This is a genomic window from Psychromonas sp. KJ10-2 (assembly GCF_047323255.1).
Classification (GTDB): domain Bacteria; phylum Pseudomonadota; class Gammaproteobacteria; order Enterobacterales; family Psychromonadaceae; genus Psychromonas.
On the sequence record NZ_CP178827.1, the window covers coordinates 2,526,458 to 2,552,472 of the forward strand.

Below are 26,015 nucleotides of genomic sequence, written 5' to 3' on the forward strand. Positions count from 1 at the left end.
TTTGCGCAGGTTTTAGCTTGTAGGAAAAGTCTGGTTGAATAAATCATTTTTCTATACTTCAAGTTAGCTAGTAAAGGGAAATCAAAGTGGTTGATAAACTAGCAAAAAAAGTCAGGTTTCTGGATTGAAACTGGTGGCTTTTCAATTTTTATTAGTGCTATTTTTTGCATTGATTTCAACAGTGTTTTTTTCGAATAAAGCAGGCTATTCAGCATTATTTGGAGGAATCACTTTTTTACTTCCTAATCTTATTTTTGTTCTGTTAGCATTCGCTCACGCGGGCGCTAGGCAGGCTAAAAAGGTGCTTAGGGGGTTTTACGCAGGGGAGGCTATAAAACTCTTTTTAACTGTGTTGTTACTTGTGGTGTTTTTGAAATATGGAGCGTTATCTTTAACCGCTTATTATATCTCATTTGCATTATTAGTAGTGTCGCAGTGGTTAGCGCCTTTCTTTTTTATAACAACGATGGGATAAAACATGGCTGGTCAAGGTGAAGCTCTAACATCATCAAGTTATATTCAACATCATTTAACAAACCTTACTTGGAGTGTTGATGGTGGTTGGAATGCACATGATGCTGGTTTTTGGACTTTTCACGTCGATTCTCTACTGATTGCAGTAGGCCTCGGTGTATTATTTCTTTGGTTGTTTCGTAGTGTTGCAAAACGTTCGACTGTCGGTGTACCTGGTAAGTTACAGTGTTTCATTGAAATGGTTATCGATTTTGTAGATGAGAATGTAAAGGATACTTTTCATGGCAAAAATGCCTTGATAGCTCCATTAGCATTGACTATTTTTGTTTGGGTTTTCTTAATGAACCTAATGGATTTAGTTCCTGTTGATTTACTGCCTCACGCTGCGCAAACCATCGGGATACCTTATCTTAAAGTTGTACCTACAACTGATTTAAACGTTACACTTGGTATGTCATTGAGTGTGTTCGCTTTAATCATTTATTACACTGTCAAAGTTAAAGGTGTAGGCGGTTTTGTTAAAGAACTAACTATGCAACCATTTAACCATTGGGCATTTATTCCAGTAAACTTCCTTCTTGAAGCCGTAACGCTATTAGCGAAACCTGTTTCATTAGGTCTACGTTTGTTCGGAAACTTATATGCTGGTGAGTTAATCTTTATATTGATAGCTTTATTGGGTTACTGGCAATTACCACTGTACTTCCCGTGGGCCGTATTCCATATTTTAATTATTGTTCTACAAGCCTTCATCTTTATGATGTTGACGATTGTATATCTCAGCATGGCGCATGAAGATCATTAATTAATTTGGGTATAACATTAATATTTACTTTTTAAGTAATTACTTTTAAACATTAAAACAATTTATTTTATTTTTGGAGAATTTTTCATGGAAACAGTATTAGGTTTTACTGCAATCGCTGTAGCACTTCTAATTGGTTTAGGCGCTGCTGGTACAGCTATCGGTTTTGGTATCTTAGGTGGTAAATTCCTAGAGGGTGCTGCACGTCAACCTGAAATGGCACCTATGTTACAAGTTAAAATGTTCATCGTTGCTGGTCTTATCGATGCAATCGCGATGATCGGTGTTGGTATTGCATTATTCTTCACTTTTGCAAACCCATTTGTAGCTCAACTAGCGGGCTAATAACGGATCCTAATTAACTTAATTAACTAAGGAGCTGTTATGAATATAAATGCAACCCTAATTGGCCAAGCAATCGCATTTGCGATATTTGTTTGGTTCTGCATGAAGTACGTGTGGCCACCACTTTTAGATGCGATTGAAGCGCGTCAAAAGAAAATTGCGGATGGTTTAACTCAAGCTGAGCGTGCAGGAAAAGATCTAGAACTTGCGCAAGCTAAAGCAGCTGAAAAGCTGAAAGAAGCTAAAGCACAAGCGGCAGAAATAATTGATCAAGCTAATAAGCGTCGTACACAAATTGTTGAAGAAGCTAAAAATGAAGGTGAAGCTGAGCGCAGTAAAATTATTGCTCAAGGTGAAGCAGAAGTGGAAGCTGAGCGTAACCGTGCTCGTGAAGAGTTACGTCAACAAGTTGCTACGTTAGCGATAGCTGGTGCTGAGAAAATCATTAAGCGTTCTATCGATAAAGAAGCGAACAGCGACATTATTGATAAATTAGTTGCTGAACTATAAGGAGCTCGCTTATGTCTGAATTGACTACTGTAGCTCGTCCTTATGCAAGAGCCGCTTTTGAATTTGCTGTGAGTAATAACAACATTGAAGCCTGGTCTGCAATGCTGTTCTTTGCCTCTGAAGTTGCACAAGATGCAACAATGGCAAATGTATTAACACGCGATAAAGCACCACAAGAGTTAGCTGAACTGTTTATTAATGTTTGTGGCGATCAACTCGATGAGAATGGTCAAAACTTGATTAAAGTATTAGCTGAAAATGGACGTTTGAGTGTTTTGCCTCGCGTTGCACAACTTTTTGCTGATTTAGAAACCGAGTATAAAAAAGAGGTCGACGCTGATGTCGTTTCTGCTTATGCCCTTTCTAAAGAACAACAAAAAGAATTAAGTGTTTCGCTAGAAAAACGTCTCGCACGAAAAGTAAACCTAAATTGTAGTATTGATAAGTCATTAATTGCCGGAATGGTAGTTACTGCTGGAGACTTAGTGATTGATAGCACAGCTAGCGGTCAACTAACTCGTTTATCACATATTTTACAATCTTAATGGGAAGTTAGCATGCAACTGAATTCCACTGAAATTAGCGATCTTATCAAGCAACGAATTGGACAATTCGAAGCGGTAAGCGAAGCGCGAAATGAAGGTACAATCGTTTCTGTAAGCGATGGTATTATTCGCATCAACGGCCTTGCTGAGTGTATGCAAGGTGAGATGATCGAACTACCAAATGGTAGCTTTGCTATGGCACTTAACCTTGAGCGTGACTCGGTAGGTGCGGTAGTAATGGGACCTTACCGTGACCTTAAAGAAGGTGAAAAGGTAAAATCAACTGGTCGTATTCTTGAAGTACCAGTAGGTAAAGGTCTTCTTGGTCGTGTTGTAAACACAATGGGTGAGCCAATTGATGGAAAAGGACCAATCGAAAACGATGGTTACTCTCCAATCGAAGTAATTGCACCAGGTGTAATCGATCGTAAATCAGTTGATCAACCAGTTCAAACGGGCTGGAAATCAATCGATTCAATGATTCCAATCGGTCGTGGTCAACGTGAGCTTATCATCGGTGACCGTCAAGTAGGTAAAACTGCTATTGCAATCGATGCAATCATTAACCAAAAATCAACAGGTTTATACTCAATCTATGTAGCAATTGGCCAAAAAGCGTCAACTATTGCTAACGTAGTACGTAAACTTGAAGAGCACGGCGCATTAGAAAACACTATTGTTGTTGTTGCATCTGCTTCTGAAGCTGCTGCACTACAATACCTAGCACCATATGCTGGTTGTTCAATGGGTGAATACTTCCGTGACCGCGGTGAAGATGCACTGATTGTATATGATGATCTTTCTAAGCAAGCTGTTGCTTACCGTCAAATTTCACTACTGCTTAAACGTCCACCTGGTCGTGAAGCATACCCTGGTGACGTTTTCTACCTTCACTCACGTCTACTTGAGCGTGCTTCTCGTGTAAGCGAGCACTACGTTGAAACATTTACTAAAGGTGCAGTGAAAGGTAAAACTGGTTCATTAACAGCATTACCAATCATCGAAACGCAAGCGGGCGATGTATCTGCATTCGTACCGACTAACGTAATTTCTATTACCGATGGTCAGATCTTCTTAACAACTGAACTATTTAATAATGGTGTTCGTCCAGCTGTTGATCCAGGTATCTCTGTATCGCGTGTTGGTGGTTCTGCTCAGTGTAAAGTCATTAAGAAACTTTCTGGTGGTATCCGTACTGCACTAGCGCAATACCGTGAATTAGCGGCGTTTGCTCAGTTCGCATCTGATCTAGATGAAGCAACTCGTAAACAGCTTGACCATGGTAAAAAAGTAACTGAATTAATGAAGCAGAAACAATATGCTCCAATGTCAGTTGTTGAACAAGCGTTGTCATTATTTGCTGCAGAGAAAGGCTTCTTAAATGATGTCGATGTTGAAAAAGTATTAGACTTTGAAGCATCTTTAATCTCTTACGCTAAAAATGAGCATGCTGAGTTCTATGCTCAAATTAATGAAACTGGCGCTTACAGCAAAGAAATCGAAGGACAATTCAAGGCTATCTTGGAATCTTTCGTTGCGACGCAAACCTGGTAATTAATTAACAACAATAGTTGTTAATTAAGCATTAATTAGGAGTAAGAAATGGCCGGCGATAAAGAAATTAGAAATAAGATCGCGAGTGTTAAAAACACTCAAAAGATCACTGGTGCGATGGAAATGGTAGCTGCATCTAAGATGCGTCGTGCGCAACAGCGCATGGAAAGCAGTCTTTCTTATGCATCTACTATGCGCAAAGTGATCGGTCATATCGCACTAGGTAACTTGGAATACCACCACCCTTATCTTCAAGAACGTGAAGTTAAGCGTGTTGGTTACATTGTCATTTCAAGTGATCGTGGTTTATGTGGTGGTTTAAACATTAATTTGTTTAAACCGGTTATCCAAGAAATGAAAAAACACAGCGAAGCTGGTGTTGAAGTTGATTTAGCCGTTATCGGTTCTAAAGCAGCTAGTTTCTTTGGTGGCTTAGGCGCTAATATTGTTGCACAAGCAACAAGCTTAGGTGATGCACCAACCGTTGATGATTTAATCGGTTCGGTAAAAATCATGTTAGACGCTTATGATGCAGGAAAACTTGATCGCTTGTACATAGTGAACAATAAATTCGTTAGTACCATGGTACAAGAACCTACTGTCAGTCAATTATTACCTCTGCCAAAAGCAGAAAACGATGATGAAGTAGCTACCCATCACTGGGATTACATTTACGAAGGTGACGCTAAAGATATTTTAGACTCATTATTAGTTCGTTATGTTGAATCTCAAGTGTATCAAGCGGTAGTAGAAAACTTAGCGTGTGAACAAGTTTCACGTATGGTTGCAATGAAAGCTGCAACAGATAACGCAAGTGACTTGATTGATGATTTACAACTTGTTGCCAATAAAGCACGTCAAGCTGCAATTACTCAGGAGCTTTCTGAGATTTGTGGTGGTGCGGCTGCGGTATAATTTTAAAATAAAGATTTTAGAGGATCAGAAATGAGTTCAGGTAAAATCGTACAGATTATCGGTGCTGTTGTGGATGTTGAATTCCCACAAGATAGCGTACCGAATATATACAGTGCACTGATCGTGACTGAAAAGAACCTTACAATGGAAGTACAGCAACAAATTGGCGGCGGCGTTGTACGTTGTATCGCAATGGGTGCTTCAGAAGGTTTAAGTCGTGGTTTAGAAGTTACTGATACTAAACAAGCAATCACAGTACCTGTTGGTACGGCTACACTAGGCCGTATTATGAACGTATTGGGTGAGCCAATTGATGAATGTGGTCCAGTTGTTTCTGATGAGCAATACGAGATCCACCGTGCAGCACCTTCTTATGAAGAGCAGTCGGCATCAGCTGAAACACTAGAAGTTGGTATTAAAGTTATCGACTTAATTTGTCCATTCGCAAAAGGTGGTAAAATCGGCCTATTCGGTGGTGCTGGTGTTGGTAAAACAGTAAACATGATGGAACTTATCAATAACATCGCACTTAAACATTCAGGTTTGTCTGTTTTTGCTGGTGTTGGTGAGCGTACTCGTGAAGGTAACGATTTCTACCATGAGATGCAGGAAGCAGGCGTTGTAAACGTTGAAAAACCTGAAGAATCAAAAGTAGCAATGGTTTACGGTCAAATGAATGAGCCACCAGGAAACCGTTTACGTGTTGCCCTGACTGGTCTTACTATGGCTGAGCGTTTCCGTGATGAAGGTAAAGACGTACTATTATTTGTTGATAACATCTACCGTTACACACTAGCGGGAACAGAAGTATCAGCACTATTAGGTCGTATGCCATCAGCCGTTGGTTACCAACCAACACTTGCTGAAGAGATGGGTGTATTACAAGAGCGTATTACATCAACTAAAGTGGGTTCTATTACATCTATCCAAGCGGTATACGTACCTGCCGATGATTTAACGGATCCATCTCCAGCAACAACCTTTGCTCACTTAGACGCAACTGTTGTACTTAACCGTAATATCGCATCTATGGGTCTTTACCCTGCGATTGACCCGTTAGATTCAACTTCTCGTCAACTTGATCCTTTAGTTGTTGGTCAAGAGCATTACGATATTGCTCGTGGTGTTCAAGGTATTTTACAGCGTTATAAAGAGCTGAAAGATATCATTGCTATCTTAGGTATGGATGAGCTTTCTGAAGAAGATAAGCAAATTGTATCTCGTGCACGTAAAGTTGAGAAATTCTTAACTCAGCCTTACCACGTAGCAGAAGTATTTACAGGTGACCCAGGTATTTACGTACCACTTAAAGACACATTAGCTGGCTTTAAAGGTTTAATCGCTGGTGAATACGACGACATTCCTGAGCAAGCGTTCCTATACGTAGGTGCAATTGAAGAAGCTGTCGAAAACGCTAAAAAATGTAATAGCTGGAGGTAACTATGGCTAAGGCAATGACCACACATTTAGATGTTGTAAGTGCAGAAAAATCACTGTTTACAGGATTAGTTTCGCATTTATCAGTATCAGGTCAAGAAGGTGAACTAGGCATTATGCATGGTCACACACCATTATTGACGCCAATTAAACCAGGAATGGTTCAATTAGTGAAACAAGATGGTGGCGAAGAAGTCATTTATATCTCAGGCGGTTTTCTTGAAGTACAGCCAGGTGGCGTTACTGTTTTAGCTGATACTGCAATTCGTGGTCAAGATCTTGACCAAGCGAAAGCAGAAGAAGCTAAGCGTGCTGCTGAAGCGCAAATGTCTAGTCCTAATAAGGATATTGATTTTGCATTAGTAACGGCTCAACTTGCGCAAGCGGTTGCTCAGTTACGTGCTATTAAGTTAACACGTAAATAGATATTTACACTTTCATTAAAAAGGCGGCCTATAGGTCGCCTTTTTTTGGCTATTTTTGGGGTTATACCAACTACATCAAATAATGTTATTTAAATTTCTCTCAGGGAAAATGACTTATACCAATTGTATTAAATAACTGATCTAAATTTTGCGCCGGAAAAATGGCTTAGTTTGAGGCGTAAGTTGATGTAAATGGTTGTTCCCTATACGAAACTTACAACGAAAAAATAAGTTGTTTTAACAAGTAAAATAGATCAGTTACTTACTATGATTGGTATTAGTTTAAGGCGTAATTTAAGCTTTGAAGTAGTCGAATAGAGTAGTTGATTGGTATTAAGAGACTAAGAGTCGTTGATTAACTGGTTTGTTAATAGTGGTCAGGTTTAATGGGGGAGTTGAAGTTTAGAGCAGTCGAAGCGCACTCAAAGAGCCACGCTTCTTTTAATATCGGGGAGATATCAAGTATTATTCACCACATGCGCCAATAGCAGCAGGAATAGATAGTTGTGGAACTAGTAAGTAGTCCATTGAACAGTCTTTAGCACTGTTGTAAGTAGTACCAGTACAACCAGCAAGAAGAACAACGGCAACAGCAGCAACTGCGAATTTAGCGATAGATTTCATAATGAGTCCTTATATTATATATGTATATTAACAATCAATGTATTGTCAACTGGACGCAAGATATCACAAAAAAATTCCGATCAAATAATTAATTTATTTTTATTACTCATTTAATTGATTGTAATTTTTGTTTTTTCTGCCAATCGGTTAATTCTATTTTTCCCTTTTCAGATAAGCTATATAAACCTCGCTGTACTTTATCAAACCAGCCATAATGATTGTTATAGAGAAACTGTGTCGCTTGTGGTTCATCAATGGCTTTATTGATTGAAGAGCCTGAATTTGGTGAGGATATTGATAGGTATTCTGCGATTCGAATTGCACGTTGTCTATATGCTGTTAATCCTGCATTACTATTCGTCGAACCACCCTTTTGAGTGTCGCCCTGGCGTGAATGGAACTCTTTTAATAGGGCTTTTTGTTTGCGTGTATTCTTTTTTGGCGTGTAATATTTAGGGTCATTGATGACCTCTACATACTGTTGTGATTTTTGTATATCAACCACAATTAAACCTAATCCTAGTCGTGCAATCAGTTTTTTAACCTGTTTTTGTTTCTTTTTAAAAATAGTCGCTTGTTTAGGGATCGCTATATACACATTATCAGCTAAGGTAAAGCGCTCTACTGCTTGTAATAACAGTGTGATATTCAATGTTAGTTTTAACTCTATTATTAATAATTGATCATCTTGAATGGCAACAATATCGCAATCTTTGATCTCCCCTTTCACCTGATAACCTAAATTTGTTAAATAGTGTTTAATTGGTAAATAAAGATCGGATTCTTGAAGTTTAGTGGGCATGTTTATCGGCCAATTGGCTAAGATTAATGAGTTTAATAGTAAAAATATAACATAATAATTTATTGTTTTTAGCCTATTAGCATGTAAATGTTTAGTACATCTCTCTTGGATATTTTATGACCTGGATTATTTTCTATATTGACTTACCAAGTTAAGCGATGTAATTGATTGTCATTGGTATAATTGTCGCCAAATGGGTATAATAAATTTTATTTTTTCTAATTAACTCGAAGCCTAAATCATGCAAAAATTCGATACAAAAACATTCCAAGGGCTAATTCTTGCTTTGCAAGACTTCTGGGCTCGTCAAGGTTGTGCCATTGTACAACCACTCGATATGGAAGTTGGGGCTGGCACATTCCACCCTCAAACATTCTTACGTTCAATTGGTCCTGAGCCAATGAGCAGTGCTTATGTTCAACCATGTCGTCGTCCTACAGATGGCCGTTACGGTGAAAACCCTAACCGCTTACAACACTACTACCAGTTCCAGTGTTGTGTTAAAACCATCTCCGAAAAATATTCAAGAATTATACTTACAATCACTAGAAGAGATTGGTGTCGATACGTCGATACACGATATTCGCTTTGTAGAAGATAACTGGGAATCACCAACGTTAGGAGCTTGGGGTTTAGGCTGGGAAATTTGGCTAAACGGTATGGAAGTAACACAGTTTACTTACTTCCAACAAGTAGGTGGACTTGAGTGTTCTCCTGTTACTGGTGAAATTACTTACGGTTTAGAGCGTTTAGCTATGTATATCCAAGGGGTTGATAGTATTTATGACCTAGTATGGACTGATGGCCCAATGGGCAAAGTGACTTACGGTGATATTTTCCACCAAAATGAAGTTGAACAATCAACTTATAACTTTGAACATGCCGATGTTGATGCGCTTTTTGTACAGTTTGATCAATGTGAAAAAGATAGCCAAAAGTTAATTGAAGCAGGTTTACCACTACCAGCTTATGAGCAAGTTATGAAAGCATCACATGTATTTAACTTGTTAGATGCACGCCATGCTATCTCTGTGACAGAACGCCAACGTTACATTCTACGTGTTCGTTCACTTTCAAAAGCAGTTGCAGAAGCTTATTACAGTGCACGTGAAGCGCTTGGTTTCCCACTTTGTAAAAATTTAGATAAATAGAGGCAAGTTTAATGTCACATGAAAATTTATTGATTGAGTTGGGTACTGAAGAGTTACCACCGAAATCACTTCGTAAACTTGCTGCATCATTTGCTAGTAATGTTGAAGCAGAATTAGTTAAAGCTGAACTGGCCTTTGATAAAGTTGAATGGTTAGCTTCTCCAAGACGTTTGGCCGTAGAGGTTACTAACTTAATAGCTGCTCAAGCCGACAAGATCGTAGAAAAACGTGGTCCAGCTGTGAATGTTGCCTTTGACGATGCTGGTGTAGCGACTAAAGCTGCACAGGGGTGGGCACGCTCTAACGGTATTAGCGTTGAACAAGCTGAACGTTTAGTGACTGATAAAGGTGAATGGTTATTGTTTAAATCATCGGTTAAAGGTCAAGAAATCAGCGAATTAATCCCTGGGATCGCTGCTACTGCTTTAAGTAAGTTGCCTATTCCTAAACCAATGCGTTGGGGTAGTGAAAGCACGCAATTTATTCGTCCTGTACACACGGTAACTATGCTATTTGGTAGCAAACTAATCCAAGGTGAGCTATTGGGTGTTGCGTCAGATAGAGTAATCAGAGGTCATCGTTTCCTAGGTGAAGCTGAGCTTACTTTAAACCATGCAGATAATTACCAATCACTACTAGATGATTCAGGTAAAGTGATCGTTGATTATGAGCGTCGTAAAGCTATTATCCGTGAGCAAGTAGAAGCCGTTGCTGCGCATGAAAATGGCGTTGCCGCAATAGATGAAGAGCTACTAGAAGAAGTAACATCATTAGTTGAATGGCCTGTTACACTGGTGGGTTCTTTTGAAGAGAAATTCTTAGATGTTCCTTCTGAAGCGCTTATCTACACAATGAAAGACAACCAAAAATACTTCCCAGTATTAGATAAAGAAGGCAATTTATTACCTCGCTTTATCTTTGTTTCAAACATTGTTAGTCGTGATCCTAAACAGGTTATTTCAGGTAATGAGAAAGTAGTTCGCCCTCGTTTAGCGGATGCTGAGTTCTTCTTTGAAACAGATAAAAAGAAAACATTAGAAAGCCGTTTAGACTCTCTATCAACTGTATTATTCCAAAAACAACTGGGTACATTAAAAGAGAAATCTGAACGTATTAGTCAAGTTGCTGCAAAAGTTGCGGCTAAAATTGATGCTAATGCTGAGCATGCACAACGTGCAGGTCTATTATCTAAAGCTGATTTAATGTCTGAAATGGTAATGGAATTCCCTGACGTTCAAGGTGTAATGGGAATGTATTACGCTCGTTTTGATGGTGAACATGAAGATGTTGCTGTTGCATTAAACGAACAATACTTACCACGTTTTGCTGGTGATAAACTACCAACTTCATTAGTTGCTTGTGCCGTATCTTTAGCTGATAAACTAGATACATTAGTGGGTATCTTTGGTATTGGTCAAGCACCTAAAGGTGATAAAGACCCGTTTGCTTTACGTCGTGCTGCTATCGGTTTATTACGTATTATCACGGATAAAGGCTTAGATTTAGATATTGTCGATCTAGTTGAAATCGCTAAACTACAATACGCTGATAAATTAACTAACGATAATGTGGTTAACGATGTTGTTGATTTCTTATTCGCTCGTTTCCGTGCTACTTACCAAGCTGGTGGTTATTCAGTTGAGTTAATTCAATCTGTTTTAGAGCGTCGTCCTACTAAACCTGTAGACTTCGAAAAACGTATTAAAGCAGTAGCTAAGTTTCAAACTTTACCAGAAGCTGCCCCTATTGCTGCTGCAAATAAGCGTATTAGTAATATTCTTGCTAAGGTAAATGATGAAATTAACAGCAAAGTTGATGCAAATTTACTCCAAGAAGACGCTGAAAAAGCACTTTCTGAAATTTTAGAGGCTCTAGAAAGCAAGCTAAGCCCTTTATTTGAAGAAGGAGACTACGAGTCAGCCTTATTCGAGTTAGCTAGCTTAAAATCGCCTGTAGACGATTTTTTCGATAACGTGATGGTAATGGCGGACGATTTGGCTGTAAAAAATAACCGTTTAGCCCTTTTAAACCGTTTACGTAACTTGTTCTTACAAGTTGCTGATGTTTCTGTTTTGTAATTTATCGCAATAAGAAAACATTAATATTAACTAAAAAAGCTCAGTTTTTACTGAGCTTTTTTGTTTCACGTGAAACAGCTCTAAACCATTTTGTTTCTTTTATTTAAATATTTGATGTGAGTGTTTATCTATTTTATAGCGTGACTTATCATTAAAAACCTTATTTATTCTCCTCTGTATTTATGAATATTTGCTCTGTTTATATTGATCAGTAGGATAAAATAAAGGGGTAAAAAATTTAAGGTGAAGCATTTTTATTGCTTATAAGATCAGCGGTAAAAATAGAAAACGAGGTTTCACGTGAAACAAATTATTTTAAAACTGCATAATTAAAATTTATATTTAGGATTGTTATAAATGCCCTATTCAACTTTTGGAAACAAATTTACACAGCATTCTGGCATCAATGAATTGATGGACGATTTAAATAAAGGTGTAAAAGGCGGCGATGATATTTTAATGTTAGGTGGCGGAAATCCTGCGACTATCCCATCAATTCATCAGCGACTAACTAACTTAATGCAGGAGTTATTAGACCAAGGGAAACTAATGGATACTCTTGGTAATTATGATGGACCACAAGGTAAAGATGCATTTATTAATGCATTAGTAGAATTGTTCAATGATCTATACGATTGGGACTTATCTACAGACAATATCATGTTAACAAATGGTAGCCAAAATGCTTTTTTCTACCTATTTAATTTATTAGCAGGTGATTTTTCACAGGGTAAAAAACGTAAAATTTTATTCCCTCTTGCCCCAGAATATATTGGTTATGCCGATGCCAGTGTCTCTGAAGATACTTTTGTTGCTGTTCGTCCTAAGATAACTGAACTACCAAATCAACAATTTAAGTACCACGTTGATTTTGATGCTTTGAATATAACCGATGATATTGGTGCTATTTGTGTTTCTAGACCCACTAACCCAACGGGTAATGTATTAACTGATGCAGAGATTGAAAAGTTAGATAAATTAGCTAAACAACATAATATTCCACTGATTATCGATAATGCGTATGGCACTCCTTTTCCAAATATTATCTTTGAAGAGGTAAAACCTCATTTTAACCTTAATACTATTTTATGTTTAAGTTTATCTAAGTTTGGTTTGCCAGGTGCACGTTGTGGGATTGTTATTGCTAATCCAGAAGTGATTAAAGCGATGTCTAATCTGTCAGGTATTATGGCACTTTCTCCAGGTGGTATTGGTCCTGAAATTGTGTTGCCATTAGTTAAAAGCAAAGAGATTATAGAGTTAAGTGATCAGGTTATTCGTCCTTTTTACAAACATAAATCTGAAGTGGCCATTAAATTATTAACTGAAAAAATTAACAGTGAAAACTTTAGGATCCATAAATCAGAAGGTGCGTTATTTCTGTGGCTTTGGTTTAAAGACTTACCAATTACTTCACATGAACTTTATCAGCGATTAAAAGAGAAAGGGTTAATTGTTGTTTCAGGGCACTATTTCTTCCCTGGTTTGGAGCAAGATTGGCAACATACTCACGAATGTATTCGACTTAACTACGCTCAAGATAGTGAAGTTGTAGAGCGTGGCATTACGATTTTATCTGATTTAGTTAATGAACTTTATGCGTAAATTGTTTAGTTTTTAATTGGACATTGAAGTGTGTTTCACGTGAAACATACTTTATTTAAATCCTTCTTTTTGCTTTTCCTCTAAGACTTAGCTTAGCGTTTTAATTGTGTGATCAACTGATTTAATACTTCACTAATATCTTTAATCACTTCACTTGATTGGTTTATATCTTGTAAATTAGCACTCACCTGTTGAGCATGCTGCTTTATTGTAGAGGTATTACCAACGACCTGTTCGATAGTGGTTGCTTGCTCTTCTGTAGTGGCAGCGATGGTATTATTAAACTGGTAAATATCGTTAATGATATTAGAGACCGATTTTAATTGTTGTTGAGCTTCTAAACTATGTTTTGCACAATCGATGGCCGCATCACTCTGTTGTAAAACAAACTCATTGGCTTGATTTGCTGTTTCTACTAATTGATTAATAATGCCCTGTATCTCTTCTGTTGAACTAGAGGTGCGAATTGCTAACGCTCTTACTTCATCTGCAACAACTGCAAAACCCCTTCCTTGTTCTCCAGCTCGAGCAGCTTCAATAGCGGCATTAAGTGCGAGTAAATTAGTTTGGCTAGAGACGTTATTAATAACTTCTAAGACGTTGTTGATTGAGTAGGTATCTGCAGTTAACTTTTTAACTATTTTACTCAGCGAAAGAATATTGTCTGACAGTTGTTTGGTTTTTTGCACTTCACTGGCTAATGCAAGATCGGCTTGATTCATTAACTGAACGGCTTTATCAGTATGTTGACTGGTATCCGCTGCATTTTTAGTAATATCATTAAATGAATTGGATAAAGCAATAATAGAGGTATTCACCTGTTCTGTTTGTTGATGTTGCTGTTGGCTGCTCTGTTCCGCTTGTCTCGCACGTTTTTGTAATAAGTTACTAGCATTCAATGCTTGTTCAGATTGAGACTGTAGAGAGCCTGTGAGTTCTTTTAAATAGGCCTGTAAACGCAGACTACGCTTATTAACGATCTTAAATTCTGAAAAACGACTTTTAATATTCAGCGCGCTGCCAAAGTCCCCTGCGGTTAATGCATCAAAGAAAGGCAACAATCTACGAATAAATTGTAATGTTTTAAACTGTAAGCTGGCAGATAAGATCACCATTAATAAAAACAGTATTAAAGCTGAAGCACCAATCAAACGGACCTTATAAGTGATTGCTTGTTTTTGTTGATCAACCACACTGGAATAGGCTGTAAAGGTATCGATTAAAATGCCTAGTTTAGTACTTAAGTTCACACGACTTTCAATAACCGATGCAAGCATGACACTGGTATTGGTTAATTCTTTCGGGTAGCGTTTGGTTAAACTATTTAATTCATCGATCGACTCTTGAGTTAAGTCGATGGTTTCAGGCTGATCAAAACTAAATTCATCAACCGCTTCTGTATAAAACAAATTAAGACTTGGTAACTGATTCAAAGTGGATAGTAGCGTTGAAATATGATCATTTTGTTCAATAAGGTTACTTTTAATGGTGTCACTTTTTTGTTCTAGATAACTTTGTCTTAATACTGCTATTTGATGTAAGTGCTGATTTATATCTAATAAAATTTGGTAGTAATCTTGTTTGATCACTAAAGCAACGTCGGACTTTTCTACTAAACGTCTTAAGTCAGTAATATAACCTTGGCGTTCTGTTTCATTATTGATTAATAAAATATCTGGGGTCGCTGCTAACTTACCTGCTTCCCTCGCTTCAATAATGGCCGTATCTAAATCACTAACTCCGAGATCAATAGCATTTTGTTGTGATGCATTAAGCCAAGTTATCTGTGTTTCTTTTAAAGCACCTAACTTATTTTCTGCGTTTAATAACTTTTGTGTATCACCTGTCCCTAAATATCGTTCTAAGGAAATAGCAATATCATCTTTTAATGCGGATTTGATGGCATGGTAAGACTGGTTAATTTGATAGGGTTTATCAACTTCCTGCCAAGCCCAAACAATAAATGTAGTGATCAGCATTAATAATGAAGCAATGCAGATAGATATGATTTTAGTAAGTAGATTAATAGACATATTGCGCTCTTTAAACAATTCGACAGCGCATAGTAATTAGAGAGTGTGGCAGTAATATTTCTAGATATCTAAAATTAGGTATTATTTTCTAAATTTTAGTCAAAAAAATCCAGCTAAATAAGCTGGATTTTATTAATAACTTTTCATAAATGAATTATGTGTGGTTATTTAGATATCGATATTGCCTACACGTAATGCATTCTTTTCGATAAATTCGCGTCTTGGTTCAACATGGTCACCCATTAATGTTGTAAATAATTGGTCTGCACCAACGGCATCTTCAACAGTAACTTGTAACATATGACGTGTATTAGGATCCATGGTCGTTTCCCATAACTGGCTTGGGTTCATCTCACCTAGTCCTTTATAACGTTGGATATATAGGCCACGTTTAGATTCGTGCATTAACCAGTTAACCGCTTCAATGAAGTTTTCTACAGGTTTAGTACGATCGCCACGTCGGATGTAAGCACCCTCTTCAAGTAAGTTTTGAATCTCAGTACCTAGTGTTACTAATGCTTTGTATTCAACCGAACCAAAGAACTCTTCATCAAAGGTATAAATTGTATCTACGCCGTGTTTGCGAACGGTGAAAATAATCTTGTTAGAGATCTCATCATCTGATTTAGCAATGTCTGCTTTGTAGATAGTCCCTTCTAACTCTTCACGATTTAATACTTCGACAATATCTTCAACCCACGGTGTCACTACATCTGTCTTAGCCAAGCTATCAGCGGTTAATTCTGGACGATAAATTAACTTATCAAGGACAACGTTAGGGTAACGGCGAGAAAGCCTTACAATCGTATCCTGAGCGTCACGGTAGCGATCGATCATACCCTGTAATGCGACACCTGTAATACCTGGTGACTCACTATTAACATGTAAAGATGCGCCATCCATTGCTAATGATGTTAAGTAAGCTTGTAAAGCCGGATCATCTTTAATGTAAGTTTCTTGTTTACCTCTTTTTACTTTGTATAGAGGTGGTTGAGCGATGTAGATATAACCATTTTCGATTAATTCCGGCATTTGGCGGTAGAAGAAAGTTAACAACAGTGTACGGATGTGAGAACCATCCACGTCGGCATCGGTCATGATAATGATGCGATGGTAACGGGTTTTCTCAGGGTTATATTCATCACGTCCAATACCACAACCCAGTGCGGTGATCAGTGTTGCTACTTCTTGTGAAGATAACATCTTATCGAAACGCGCTTTTTCAACGTTTAGGATTTTACCTTTAAGTGGCAAGATAGCTTGGTTTTTACGAGATCGGCCTTGTTTCGCACTTCCGCCAGCCGAGTCCCCTTCCACTATGTATAGTTCAGAAAGCGCTGGGTCTTTCTCTTGGCAATCTGCTAGTTTACCTGGTAAACCTGCTAAATCTAATGCGCCTTTACGACGTGTCATATCACGGGCTTTACGCGCCGCTTCACGTGCTCTTGCTGCATCAACAATTTTGTTAACAATGATTTTAGCTTCGTTAGGGTTCTCTAATAAGAAATCCTGTAGACGTTCATTCATTGCACCTTCAACAATCGGACGTACTTCCGATGACACTAAACGGTCTTTTGTTTGTGAAGAGAATTTTGGATCAGGTACTTTTACTGAAATAACCGCTGTTAAACCTTCACGAGAATCACCACCTTCAGTGGTTGTTTTGTTCTTATTGTTTTTAACTTTTGCTAACTCTTTTTCAATATAAGAGTTTAAAGTACGGGTTAGAGCACCACGGAAACCTGTTAAGTGGGAACCACCATCACGTTGTGGAATATTGTTTGTGAAACAATAGATGTTTTCTTGGAAACCATCATTCCACTGCATTGCAACTTCAACTGCTGTGCCATCTTCATGCTCTGTATTAAAATGAAATACTTTATTATGAATAGGTGTTTTGTTTTGATTTAAGTATTCAACAAATGCTTGTATACCACCTTCATAATGAAAGTGATCAGACTTATCGTCTTCACGTTTATCAATTAACTTTATTGAAACACCTGAGTTTAAGAAAGATAGTTCACGTAGACGTTTTGCTAAAATGTCGTAATTAAACGTCGTTTTAGAGAAAGTAGATGGGCTTGGCCAAAAACGAATTTCTGTTCCAGTTTGATCTGTATCCCCAATAATTGCTACTGGTGCATCAGGTTCACCAAGAGAGTATGATTGTTGATGAATATGCCCACTACGTTTAATGGTTAAACGTAATTTGTCAGATAAAGCATTTACTACAGAAACACCAACACCGTGTAAACCACCTGATACTTTATAAGAGTTATCATCGAACTTACCACCTGCGTGCAGCACTGTCATAATAACTTCTGCTGCTGATACACCTTCTTCTTCATGAATATCTACTGGGATACCACGACCATCATCTCGTACAGATACACTACCATCACTGTGAATAGTACAAATAATATCGTTACAGTGACCCGCCAAAGCTTCATCGATCGAGTTATCTAACACTTCGAAAACCATGTGATGTAGACCGGTACCATCATCGGTATCACCGATATACATGCCAGGGCGTTTACGAACGGCATCTAACCCTTTTAGTACTTTAATACTTGACGAATCATAACTATTCTCAGCCATAAAACTTTCACCTTTCTACTGTAATTTTGCCCTGTTTCACGTGAAACAGGCTACATTCTGTAAATAAATCATCAATCCCATTTTCCGTAATGGCACTGATAAATACTTGAGCACTAGACTCTTTGATATGTTTTGCTAACACCGCTTGTTTGTTTTTATCTAACTCTGAACTAAAGTCATCTATTAAAAACACACATTGTTTATGATCGACTGCGTTTAGAAACAAACCTTGTGCTAAACGTAATGCATAAACAAGTAACTTTAATTGTCCTCTTGATAACACATCATCAACAGGTAAATTATTGATTTTTAATTTTAAGTCGGCTTTTTGTGGACCGATGCTTGTGTAGCCTAGCTGCTTATCACGATGAAAATTATCGGATAAATAGTCGGCTAACGACTTGTTATTTTTGTCCCATCCACAAAAGAATTTACTGTCGATAGTAAATTCTGGCAAAAAGTCTGCAATAGTTTGTGTGATTAAAGGCTGCAATTTTGCAAAATAATCAGCCCTCTGAGCGCTTATCTGCTCGCTCAAGACACAAAGTTCATTATCCCATACTTGAAGCTCTTTGTAAGCGTTACATTGCTTTAAAGCGGCATTCCTTTGCTTTAAAAGTCTCTTTATGCGAGCCCAGTTGCTATAAAACATAGGATCATGATAAAAAACGCCCCAATCTAAATATGCACGACGATTTTTAGGACTACCTGAGAGTAAAGTATAGCTTTCAGGGGTAATCAATTGCATCGGAATATATTGGGTTAAAGAGGCTAATTTCTTGACGATTTGACCATCAATTTTCAGGGTAGTTTCACCCCCTTTGGATTTTTGTAGTCCAATGGGGAAAACCCGATCTTGATGGTTAATTTCACTAAAGAGTGTGAAATTATGTTGTTCGTATTGAATCACTCGATTGGTTAAATGGGTGCGAAAAGAGCGCCCTAACCCAAGAAAGTAGATTGCTTCTAAGAGTGAAGATTTACCACTGCCATTATCGCCTATGATCAGGTTTACTTTACTATCAAAAGTGAGGGAAGCAGTATCAATATTGCGGAATTGATTAATGATTAATTTCTGTAACGACATTAATCAATTCCTTTAGTCGGGTAGCAAACAGAAGCGGTTTGTAACATTTTGACTATTGCATAAATGGATAAGATATTATTGACTATAAACGCATTGGCATGAGTACATAAAGTGAGTCATCACTATCTAGCGACTCAATTAAAGCACTATGATCTGATGTGCTAAAAGTGATTTTTACTTGTTCGCTTTTAAGGGTGTTCAATACATCCAATACATAACTTACGTTAAACCCAATCTCTAACTCTGCTGACTGGTAATCAACATCAATATACTCTTCTGCTTCTTCACGCTCAGGGTTGTTGGCAGTAATTTTTAATAGATTTTCCGATAAGGTTAAACGTACCCCACGGAATTTCTCATTTGATAAAATAGCTGCTCGACTAAATGCTTGTTTAAGTGTTTCACGACTAGAGATAAGCTCTTTATCACCATTACGTGGAATAACACGGCGGTAATCAGGGAAACGTCCATCAACAAGCTTAGTGGTAAACACAAAACCATCAATCACGGCACGTAAGTTGTTTTTACCTAATTGAATGGTCACATTCGCTTGGTCTTTATCAAGTAGCTTAACTAATTCCAACACACCTTTACGCGGTACGATCACAGATTGCTCTTCGATAGCCTGGTCAATATTAATGGCGCAAGATGCTAAACGATGCCCATCGGTTGAAACACTACGTAAACTATTACCAGAAACTTCAAAGAACATACCATTTAGATAATAACGTACATCCTGGCTAGCCATTGCAAATTGAGTAAACTCAATAAGTTTTTTAAATTCATTCTGCGGCACAGTTAATTCAATCAGGCTCTGCCAAGATTCGATGTTTGGGAAGTCGACAGAGGGTAAGGTTGATAGTAAGTACCTACTACGCCCAGACCTAACTGTAACTCGCTCATTTTTCACTTCGAAAGTCACTTCACAAGGATCTGACAAGCCACGACAAATATCTAAAAGTTTACGTGCAGGTACTGTAATTGCACCTTCTTCTGAAGCTTGCTCTAATGGAATTTGTGCCATTAATTCAACTTCTAAATCAGTACCCGTTAAGTTTAGAAAGTTATCTTTTACTTCAATCAGGATATTACCCATGATCGGTAAAGCTGGACGACCACCTGCTACTGAGCCTACAACGAGTTGTAATGGTCTTAATAAGATTTCACGGGAAATAGTAAACTTCATGAGATAAGCCTTTGTTACATCGATAAGGTGCGAATAAGAATTTTATAATCTTCTTGAATGTCGTTATTTTCACGACGTAACTCATCGACTTTACGACAAGCATGTAAAACAGTTGTATGGTCACGACCACCAAACGCTTCACCAATCTCAGGTAAGCTATGTTGGGTTAACTCTTTAGCAAGTGCCATCGCAATTTGGCGAGGACGAGCAACGGTTCGTGTACGTCGTTTTGATGACATATCAGAGATTTTAATACGGTAATGTTCAGCAACTACTTTTTGGATGTTATCTACAGTCGTTTGCTTAGTATGAACTGCTAACATATCACGTAATGCATCTTGTACTAGTGAGATAGTAATATCTTGACCAGTAAATTGCGCTTTTGCTGAAATATTAGCAATGGCACCTTCTAATACACGTACGTCGGTAATGGTTAAACGCTTAGCAATAAAGAAAGCAACATCATCAGGTAATGTTAAACCACGCTCTTCTGCTTTACTGATTAAGATAGCAACACGCGTTTCTAATTCAGGTGGATCGATTGGAATAGATAAACCCCAACCAAAACGAGTTCGTAGTCGTTCATCAATTCCTTCAATCTCTTTAGGAAAACGGTCACTGGTTAAAATAACTTGCTGGTGGCCATCTAACATAGAGTTGAATGTTTGGAATAATACTTCCTGTGAACGCTCTTTACCTGCGAAGAAGTGAATATCATCTATTAATAATGCATCTAGCGATGCGTAATATTCTTTAAACTGCTCAATGGTATTGTTACGAATGGCATTGATCATATCCTGTACAAAACGTTCAGAACGAATGTACACCACTTTGCTTTCTGGATTTTCTGAAACAATCGCATTACCCACCGCATGTAATAAATGCGTTTTACCTAAACCTGGGTGAGCATATAAAAAGAGTGGGTTATAAACACCACCTGGATTTTCTGCAATTTGTTGAGTCGTCGCAATAGCAAAATTATTCGATTTACCTTCAACAAAGTTATCAAAGGTATATTTTTTTATTAAATTACTTTTGTGCGCGATATTTAAAGAAGGTGACTCACCTTCCCAAGGTTGATTGGTATTTTGTACTGGTGCTGCTTTTGCGACTGTCGGATTATTAGTGGCAGCATTTGCTGTACCTACTAATAAACGTATTTTAATGCTGAGATTAGGATCAACTTCATGTGCCAAGGTTTGCAATTTAGTTTCAATGATATCCATGTACTTTTCGCGTACCCATTCACTAGTGTATTTATTTGGCGAATATAATGACAAGGTATTATTGTCGTATTCTGCCTGTAAAGGGCGTAACCAAGTACTAAAGTCTCCTGCTGATAGCTCGTCTTTTAATTGTGCTAAACATTCTTGCCAAATAGCCAGGGACATTGTGGAACTCCAGTAGATTCATTAGGGCGGATAATTCTACCGATAAGATCGTCATGATGCTATAAGATCAAGCAACAAAAAGAAAAAAAGATCCTTGAAATTTATCTCATTCAATGGTTAAAGCATCCACAAGGATATAACTAGGTAACATCAAGGGCACAGAGCTTTATCCACAACATACTTATTTAACTATTTACAAATCTTAATTTATAAGATCGCGGAAGATCCTTGCTAATTAGTGTCGCTTATATATAATCGCGCCACCCTAACTTTTGAGTTTGGCTCGTAGTGACTATTTATTTATTTCTTATTTAATTTTGAAAAAAATGAATTTAATCTACCAGAAAGAAGCATCTCTGATTGACTTTTAGTCGATCAATCAATAGAATTCGCTCTCTTTTTAATCGGCTGACGCTTTTGATTAATATTGTTTAGTGACTTTTCGAAGTGATTAAGCACTAACAGATTGAAAAAATTAGCTACTGTACAGTACTTAACAATAAGTGGAAAAGAGCATGAAACGTACTTTTCAACCAAGCAACACAAAGCGTAAGCGTTCACACGGTTTTAGAACTCGTATGGCGACTAAGAACGGTCGTGCCGTATTAGCTCGTCGTCGTGCTAAAGGCCGCGCTAGCTTAAGCGCATAATTTACCAGACGTGGTGAATTATTCGTTTTCTCGGGAGTTACGTCTGTTAACTCCCGAAGATTTTCAACCTGTATTTAAAAATGCTATTCCAGCAGTATCCCCGCATTTAACTCTTCTTGCTAGAAAAAATACTTTTGACCATCCTCGTATTGGTATGGCTATTCCTAAAAAGCATATAAAACTTGCTGTAGGTCGTAATCGTATCCGTCGCATAGTAAGAGATCATTTCCGTCTTCAACAACATGAGCTTCCTAACATCGATATCGTCGTTGTTGCTAAAGCTGGTATTGCTGATTTATCAAATCAAGAACTTCATAAGGTATTGGATAAGTTATGGCGAAAATTAGTGCAGCGTTGCAATGGATAGCAATTAAATTCATTCGTGGTTATCAGCTAGTTATAAGTCCCATTCTTGGACCTCGTTGTCGTTTTACGCCAAGTTGTTCACATTATGCGATAGCAGCCATAAAGAGTCATGGTATGATAAAAGGATGTTGGCTAGCCGCTCGTCGTCTTGTAAAATGCCATCCCTTTAATGAAGGAGGATATGATCCTGTACCTCCTTGTTGCGCAACTAAAAATAAACCTAAACCTTAGAGATCAAATACGTTATGGAATCACAACGCAATTTACTTTTCCTCGCACTTTTGTTTGTTAGCTTTTTGCTATATCAAGCATGGGTTACCGAGCAAAGCCCTCAGCCAGTTGCTGCAGCGCAAACGACTGAACAAAGCACTTCACAATCATCAGTACCATCGACTAGTAATCATAGCGCTGATATTCCTGCTTCTTCTGAAGATCACGCTTCAGCTGTCGCACAAGTACCAACACAAGCATCAACTAATGCAACAACTGTATTAGAAAATGACCAATTACGTTTAGAGATTACGTTAGTTGGTGGTGACGTTATTGTCGCAGACCTACTTGACCATGACGACGAGTTAGATTCTGGTGTTCCATTCCGTTTATTAGAAAATGCAAATGGCTTTACCTACATTGCACAAAGTGGATTGATTGGCAAACAAGGTCCAGATGCAAACCCTAAAGGTCGCCCTTACTACAGTACAGCTAACACAGAAAACATCTTAGCGGATGGTGAAGACTCTGTGTCTACAGCGCTACGTTACGTAGACCAAGCTGGTAATGTATTTACTAAAACCTTCACTTTAAAACGTGGTGAATACAACGTAAGTGTTGATTACACCATTGAAAATAAGTCTGATAGTGATGTAAATGTACAGCTATACGGTCAGTTAAAAGAGTCGTTAAAAGAGCACTCTACTAACCTAATGATGCCTGTTTACCGTGGTGGTGCATTCTCTACAGATGATACTAAATACAGCAAATACACATTCGACGATATGGTTGAACGTAACCTAAATCAGAACACTCAAGGTGGTTGGGTAGCGATGCTACAACACTACTTCGTGTCTGCTTGGGTACCTAATGCTGATGATAACAACGTGTTATACACTAATGTTATCCAAAACAAAGATGCAACCATCGGTTTTAAATCACCTATCAAAACGATTGCACCTAACAGCACTGAAAAATACTCTACTAACTTATGGATTGGTCCTAAGTTACAAGATGAAATGTCACATGTTGGTGAAAACCTAGACTTAACGGTTGATTACGGTTGGTTATGGTGGCTTGCACAACCATTATTTAAATTACTGTTATTCTTCCAAGGTATTGTGGGTAACTGGGGTGTTGCAATCATCTTAATTACATTTACTGTAAAAGGTCTTTTATACCCACTGACAAAAGCACAATACACGTCAATGGCTAAAATGCGTTTATTACAACCTAAGATACAAGCATTACGTGAGCGCTATGGAGAAGACCGTCAGAAAGTATCAAAAGCAATGATGGAAATGTACAAAGAAGAGAAAGTAAACCCATTAGGTGGTTGTTTCCCTATCTTATTACAGATGCCTATCTTCATCGCTTTATACTGGTCATTAATGGAAGCGGTAGAATTACGTCATGCACCATTTATGTTCTGGATCCAAGATTTATCGGTACAAGACCCTTACTACATTCTACCTATCTTAATGGGTGTGAGTATGTTCTTTATCCAAAAAATGTCTCCAGCAACGGTACAAGATCCAATGCAACAGAAGATCATGAAGTTTATGCCTGTGGTATTTACCTTCTTCTTCCTATGGTTCCCAGCTGGTCTAGTACTTTACTGGTTAATGAGTAACATCGTGACACTAGTACAACAAACCGTTATTTATCGTCAATTCGAAAAGAACGGGCTAAGTGCTAAGAAATAATTCTAGTATTTAGTAATTGATAAAAGGCGACTATAATAGTCGCCTTTTTTATTGGCTTCACTTTTTAAGTTAGGAACAGAACATGATAAAAGCTACTGATACTATTGTTGCTCAAGCAACTGCGCCAGGGCGTGGTGGTGTGGGCATTGTGCGCGTTTCTGGTCCTGATGCAGAAGCCGTAGCAGAGATTATTTTAGGTAAAAAACCGAAAGTACGTTATGCCGAGTACTTACCTTTCTATGGCCAAGATAAACAAGTGTTAGACCAAGGTATTGCGTTACTCTTTAAAGGTCCTAACTCCTTTACCGGTGAAGATGTACTTGAACTACAAGGTCATGGTGGTCCTGTGGTGATGGATATGTTGATCAAAGCTATCCTGACCATCAAAAACTTGCGTAGCGCTAATCCAGGTGAGTTCTCTGAACGTGCATTTATGAATGATAAGCTCGATTTAGCACAAGCTGAGGCAATTGCTGATTTAATTGAAGCAAGTTCTGAGCAAGCTGCTAAAAGCGCACTGCATTCGTTACAGGGTGAGTTTTCTCATAAAATTAATGACCTCGTTGAAAGCTTGATTTACTTACGTATTTACGTTGAAGCTTCCATTGATTTCCCTGAAGAGGAAGTAGACTTTTTAAGTGACGGTAAAATTGCCAAAGACTTATATCAGATTATTGATAACCTCAATGCAGTAAAAGAACAGGCCAAACAAGGTGCTATTTTACGTGATGGCATGAAAGTGGTGATTGCAGGCCGCCCTAATGCTGGTAAATCAAGCTTACTTAATATGTTAGTCGGTAAAGAAAGCGCGATTGTAACCGATATTGCAGGTACCACACGCGATGTTATGCGCGAACATATCCATATTGATGGTATGCCTTTACATATTATTGATACCGCTGGCTTACGTGAAGGGGCCGATGAAGTCGAACGTATTGGTATTGAGCGGGCTTGGACAGAAATAAAAAATGCGGATCGTATTTTATTTATGCTAGATGCAACGACTACCGATGCCGAAGATCCACATGATATTTGGCCTGATTTTATTGAAAAGTTACCGGCAGATGTTGGCTTAACTGTGGTACGTAATAAGGCAGATTTAACCGGTGAATCATTGCAAATGACTGAGCATGATAACCACCCTGTTTACCGAATTTCAGCTAAAACAGGCTCAGGTGTTGATGCATTAAAACAACATTTAAAAGATATAATGGGCTATCAAGGTAATGTTGAAGGTGGTTTTATGGCACGTCGTCGTCACTTGCAAGCGATTGATCAAGCTGAGAAACATCTTTTAGAAGGTAAGGTTCAATTAGAAGAGTATAAAGCCGGTGAGTTACTTGCTGAAGAGTTACGTCTCACGCAGCAACACCTCAGTGAAATCACTGGAGAGTTTACCTCTGATGACTTATTAGGACGTATATTTTCTAGCTTCTGTATTGGTAAATAAAATTACCATTTTCCATTATATATTAAGCCGCTGTATTGCGGTTTTTTTGTTTCAACTCTACTATCATA

23 protein-coding genes and 1 pseudogene are annotated in these 26,015 nt (G+C 38.0%); 17 read left to right on the forward strand and 7 right to left on the reverse strand.

The window, feature by feature from the left end; all coding sequences use genetic code 11:
- Positions 1–133: 133 nt before the first annotated feature.
- The 9 genes from ACLKL2_RS12140 (at position 134) to ACLKL2_RS12180 (ending at position 7,010) form a co-directional block, all read left to right on the forward strand.
- Positions 134–475: an ATP synthase subunit I gene (locus ACLKL2_RS12140; RefSeq protein ID WP_413694314.1), complete on the forward strand. Its 342-nt coding sequence runs from the start codon at positions 134–136 to the stop codon at positions 473–475.
- A gap of 3 nt (positions 476–478) precedes the next feature.
- A complete protein-coding gene (gene atpB, locus ACLKL2_RS12145) occupies positions 479–1,279 on the forward strand; it encodes a F0F1 ATP synthase subunit A (RefSeq protein WP_113819602.1) in 801 nt (266 codons plus the stop codon).
- Between the two features lie 87 nt (positions 1,280–1,366).
- Positions 1,367–1,624, forward strand: coding sequence for a F0F1 ATP synthase subunit C (gene atpE, locus ACLKL2_RS12150; RefSeq protein ID WP_025565310.1), 258 nt, complete (start codon positions 1,367–1,369; stop codon positions 1,622–1,624).
- A gap of 39 nt (positions 1,625–1,663) precedes the next feature.
- Positions 1,664–2,134, forward strand: a complete 471-nt coding sequence (atpF, locus tag ACLKL2_RS12155) for a F0F1 ATP synthase subunit B (protein ID WP_113819603.1) — start codon at positions 1,664–1,666, stop codon at positions 2,132–2,134.
- An 11-nt stretch (positions 2,135–2,145) separates the two neighbouring features.
- Positions 2,146–2,679, forward strand: coding sequence for a F0F1 ATP synthase subunit delta (gene atpH, locus ACLKL2_RS12160; protein ID WP_413691859.1), 534 nt, complete (start codon positions 2,146–2,148; stop codon positions 2,677–2,679).
- Positions 2,680–2,691: 12 nt separating this feature from the next.
- The gene (atpA, locus tag ACLKL2_RS12165) at positions 2,692–4,233 is read left to right on the forward strand and encodes a F0F1 ATP synthase subunit alpha (protein WP_113819605.1); all 1,542 of its coding nucleotides are present in this window, start codon (positions 2,692–2,694) and stop codon (positions 4,231–4,233) included.
- Between the two features lie 48 nt (positions 4,234–4,281).
- Positions 4,282–5,148, forward strand: coding sequence for a F0F1 ATP synthase subunit gamma (gene atpG / locus ACLKL2_RS12170; RefSeq protein ID WP_113819606.1), 867 nt, complete (start codon positions 4,282–4,284; stop codon positions 5,146–5,148).
- Positions 5,149–5,178: 30 nt separating this feature from the next.
- Entirely contained in the window at positions 5,179–6,588 is a 1,410-nt protein-coding gene (gene atpD, locus ACLKL2_RS12175; RefSeq protein WP_413691862.1) for a F0F1 ATP synthase subunit beta, read from the forward strand.
- 2 nt (positions 6,589–6,590) lie between these two features.
- On the forward strand, positions 6,591–7,010 hold the full coding sequence (locus tag ACLKL2_RS12180; protein WP_113819608.1) for a F0F1 ATP synthase subunit epsilon: 420 nt from the start codon (positions 6,591–6,593) through the stop codon (positions 7,008–7,010).
- 465 nt (positions 7,011–7,475) lie between these two features.
- On the opposite strand, the gene ACLKL2_RS12185 is transcribed toward ACLKL2_RS12180, so the two are convergent.
- Both ACLKL2_RS12185 and ACLKL2_RS12190 read right to left on the reverse strand, forming a co-directional pair.
- On the reverse strand, positions 7,476–7,634 hold the full coding sequence (locus tag ACLKL2_RS12185; protein ID WP_113819609.1) for a DUF4223 family protein: 159 nt from the start codon (positions 7,632–7,634) through the stop codon (positions 7,476–7,478).
- Between the two features lie 106 nt (positions 7,635–7,740).
- Entirely contained in the window at positions 7,741–8,436 is a 696-nt protein-coding gene (locus ACLKL2_RS12190) for a DUF2161 family putative PD-(D/E)XK-type phosphodiesterase (RefSeq protein WP_413691864.1), read from the reverse strand.
- 241 nt (positions 8,437–8,677) lie between these two features.
- On the opposite strand from ACLKL2_RS12190, the pseudogene glyQ reads away from it, so the two are divergent.
- From glyQ to ACLKL2_RS12205, 3 genes and pseudogenes are all read left to right on the forward strand, one after another.
- A pseudogene (glyQ, locus tag ACLKL2_RS12195) lies at positions 8,678–9,587 on the forward strand (glycine--tRNA ligase subunit alpha).
- An 11-nt stretch (positions 9,588–9,598) separates the two neighbouring features.
- Complete coding sequence (glyS, locus tag ACLKL2_RS12200; protein WP_413691866.1) at positions 9,599–11,665, forward strand: glycine--tRNA ligase subunit beta; 2,067 nt, start codon at positions 9,599–9,601, stop codon at positions 11,663–11,665.
- 357 nt (positions 11,666–12,022) lie between these two features.
- Positions 12,023–13,270 (forward strand): valine--pyruvate transaminase, encoded by a 1,248-nt coding sequence (locus ACLKL2_RS12205; protein WP_413691868.1) that lies wholly within the window; start codon positions 12,023–12,025, stop codon positions 13,268–13,270.
- Positions 13,271–13,362: 92 nt separating this feature from the next.
- On the opposite strand, the gene ACLKL2_RS12210 is transcribed toward ACLKL2_RS12205, so the two are convergent.
- From ACLKL2_RS12210 to dnaA, 5 genes are all read right to left on the reverse strand, one after another.
- Positions 13,363–15,303, reverse strand: coding sequence for a methyl-accepting chemotaxis protein (locus ACLKL2_RS12210; RefSeq protein WP_413691870.1), 1,941 nt, complete (start codon positions 15,301–15,303; stop codon positions 13,363–13,365).
- Between the two features lie 168 nt (positions 15,304–15,471).
- Complete coding sequence (gyrB, locus tag ACLKL2_RS12215; protein WP_413691872.1) at positions 15,472–17,901, reverse strand: DNA topoisomerase (ATP-hydrolyzing) subunit B; 2,430 nt, start codon at positions 17,899–17,901, stop codon at positions 15,472–15,474.
- 7 nt (positions 17,902–17,908) lie between these two features.
- Complete coding sequence (gene recF / locus ACLKL2_RS12220; protein ID WP_113819616.1) at positions 17,909–18,988, reverse strand: DNA replication/repair protein RecF; 1,080 nt, start codon at positions 18,986–18,988, stop codon at positions 17,909–17,911.
- A gap of 82 nt (positions 18,989–19,070) precedes the next feature.
- Positions 19,071–20,174, reverse strand: a complete 1,104-nt coding sequence (gene dnaN, locus ACLKL2_RS12225; protein ID WP_413691874.1) for a DNA polymerase III subunit beta — start codon at positions 20,172–20,174, stop codon at positions 19,071–19,073.
- A 14-nt stretch (positions 20,175–20,188) separates the two neighbouring features.
- Positions 20,189–21,565, reverse strand: coding sequence for a chromosomal replication initiator protein DnaA (gene dnaA, locus ACLKL2_RS12230; protein WP_113819618.1), 1,377 nt, complete (start codon positions 21,563–21,565; stop codon positions 20,189–20,191).
- Between the two features lie 515 nt (positions 21,566–22,080).
- Here dnaA and rpmH point away from each other — a divergent pair.
- The 5 genes from rpmH to mnmE all read left to right on the forward strand — a co-directional run bounded on the left by rpmH (position 22,081) and on the right by mnmE (position 25,947).
- Positions 22,081–22,215 carry a 50S ribosomal protein L34 gene (gene rpmH / locus ACLKL2_RS12235; RefSeq protein ID WP_084605455.1) on the forward strand — a complete coding sequence of 45 codons (135 nt, stop codon included), beginning with the start codon at positions 22,081–22,083 and terminating at the stop codon, positions 22,213–22,215.
- 10 nt (positions 22,216–22,225) lie between these two features.
- On the forward strand, positions 22,226–22,582 hold the full coding sequence (gene rnpA, locus ACLKL2_RS12240; protein WP_113819619.1) for a ribonuclease P protein component: 357 nt from the start codon (positions 22,226–22,228) through the stop codon (positions 22,580–22,582).
- Positions 22,549–22,812 carry a membrane protein insertion efficiency factor YidD gene (gene yidD, locus ACLKL2_RS12245; RefSeq protein WP_113819718.1) on the forward strand — a complete coding sequence of 88 codons (264 nt, stop codon included), beginning with the start codon at positions 22,549–22,551 and terminating at the stop codon, positions 22,810–22,812. Before rnpA ends, yidD begins: the two co-directional genes overlap by 34 nt.
- Before the next feature lie 14 nt (positions 22,813–22,826).
- On the forward strand, positions 22,827–24,497 hold the full coding sequence (gene yidC / locus ACLKL2_RS12250; protein ID WP_413691876.1) for a membrane protein insertase YidC: 1,671 nt from the start codon (positions 22,827–22,829) through the stop codon (positions 24,495–24,497).
- 82 nt (positions 24,498–24,579) lie between these two features.
- Positions 24,580–25,947, forward strand: coding sequence for a tRNA uridine-5-carboxymethylaminomethyl(34) synthesis GTPase MnmE (mnmE, locus tag ACLKL2_RS12255; RefSeq protein WP_413691878.1), 1,368 nt, complete (start codon positions 24,580–24,582; stop codon positions 25,945–25,947).
- The last annotated feature ends 68 nt before the right edge of the window (positions 25,948–26,015 follow it).

What these genes read in the sequence shown, in the direction of transcription:
- yidC (WP_413691876.1), top strand. Translation starts at nt 22,827, where the DNA reads ATGGAATCACAACGCAATTTACTTTTCCTCGCACTTTTGTTTGTTAGC.
- dnaA (WP_113819618.1), bottom strand. Translation starts at nt 21,565, where the DNA reads ATGTCCCTGGCTATTTGGCAAGAATGTTTAGCACAATTAAAAGACGAG.
- mnmE (WP_413691878.1), top strand. Translation starts at nt 24,580, where the DNA reads ATGATAAAAGCTACTGATACTATTGTTGCTCAAGCAACTGCGCCAGGG.
- dnaN (WP_413691874.1), bottom strand. Translation starts at nt 20,174, where the DNA reads ATGAAGTTTACTATTTCCCGTGAAATCTTATTAAGACCATTACAACTC.
- ACLKL2_RS12210 (WP_413691870.1), bottom strand. Translation starts at nt 15,303, where the DNA reads ATGTCTATTAATCTACTTACTAAAATCATATCTATCTGCATTGCTTCA.
- ACLKL2_RS12185 (WP_113819609.1), bottom strand. Translation starts at nt 7,634, where the DNA reads ATGAAATCTATCGCTAAATTCGCAGTTGCTGCTGTTGCCGTTGTTCTT.
- atpH (WP_413691859.1), top strand. Translation starts at nt 2,146, where the DNA reads ATGTCTGAATTGACTACTGTAGCTCGTCCTTATGCAAGAGCCGCTTTT.
- gyrB (WP_413691872.1), bottom strand. Translation starts at nt 17,901, where the DNA reads ATGGCTGAGAATAGTTATGATTCGTCAAGTATTAAAGTACTAAAAGGG.
- recF (WP_113819616.1), bottom strand. Translation starts at nt 18,988, where the DNA reads ATGTCGTTACAGAAATTAATCATTAATCAATTCCGCAATATTGATACT.
- atpB (WP_113819602.1), top strand. Translation starts at nt 479, where the DNA reads ATGGCTGGTCAAGGTGAAGCTCTAACATCATCAAGTTATATTCAACAT.
- atpD (WP_413691862.1), top strand. Translation starts at nt 5,179, where the DNA reads ATGAGTTCAGGTAAAATCGTACAGATTATCGGTGCTGTTGTGGATGTT.
- ACLKL2_RS12205 (WP_413691868.1), top strand. Translation starts at nt 12,023, where the DNA reads ATGCCCTATTCAACTTTTGGAAACAAATTTACACAGCATTCTGGCATC.
- rpmH (WP_084605455.1), top strand. Translation starts at nt 22,081, where the DNA reads ATGAAACGTACTTTTCAACCAAGCAACACAAAGCGTAAGCGTTCACAC.
- atpF (WP_113819603.1), top strand. Translation starts at nt 1,664, where the DNA reads ATGAATATAAATGCAACCCTAATTGGCCAAGCAATCGCATTTGCGATA.
- atpA (WP_113819605.1), top strand. Translation starts at nt 2,692, where the DNA reads ATGCAACTGAATTCCACTGAAATTAGCGATCTTATCAAGCAACGAATT.
- yidD (WP_113819718.1), top strand. Translation starts at nt 22,549, where the DNA reads ATGGCGAAAATTAGTGCAGCGTTGCAATGGATAGCAATTAAATTCATT.
- atpE (WP_025565310.1), top strand. Translation starts at nt 1,367, where the DNA reads ATGGAAACAGTATTAGGTTTTACTGCAATCGCTGTAGCACTTCTAATT.
- ACLKL2_RS12180 (WP_113819608.1), top strand. Translation starts at nt 6,591, where the DNA reads ATGGCTAAGGCAATGACCACACATTTAGATGTTGTAAGTGCAGAAAAA.
- atpG (WP_113819606.1), top strand. Translation starts at nt 4,282, where the DNA reads ATGGCCGGCGATAAAGAAATTAGAAATAAGATCGCGAGTGTTAAAAAC.
- glyS (WP_413691866.1), top strand. Translation starts at nt 9,599, where the DNA reads ATGTCACATGAAAATTTATTGATTGAGTTGGGTACTGAAGAGTTACCA.
- ACLKL2_RS12190 (WP_413691864.1), bottom strand. Translation starts at nt 8,436, where the DNA reads ATGCCCACTAAACTTCAAGAATCCGATCTTTATTTACCAATTAAACAC.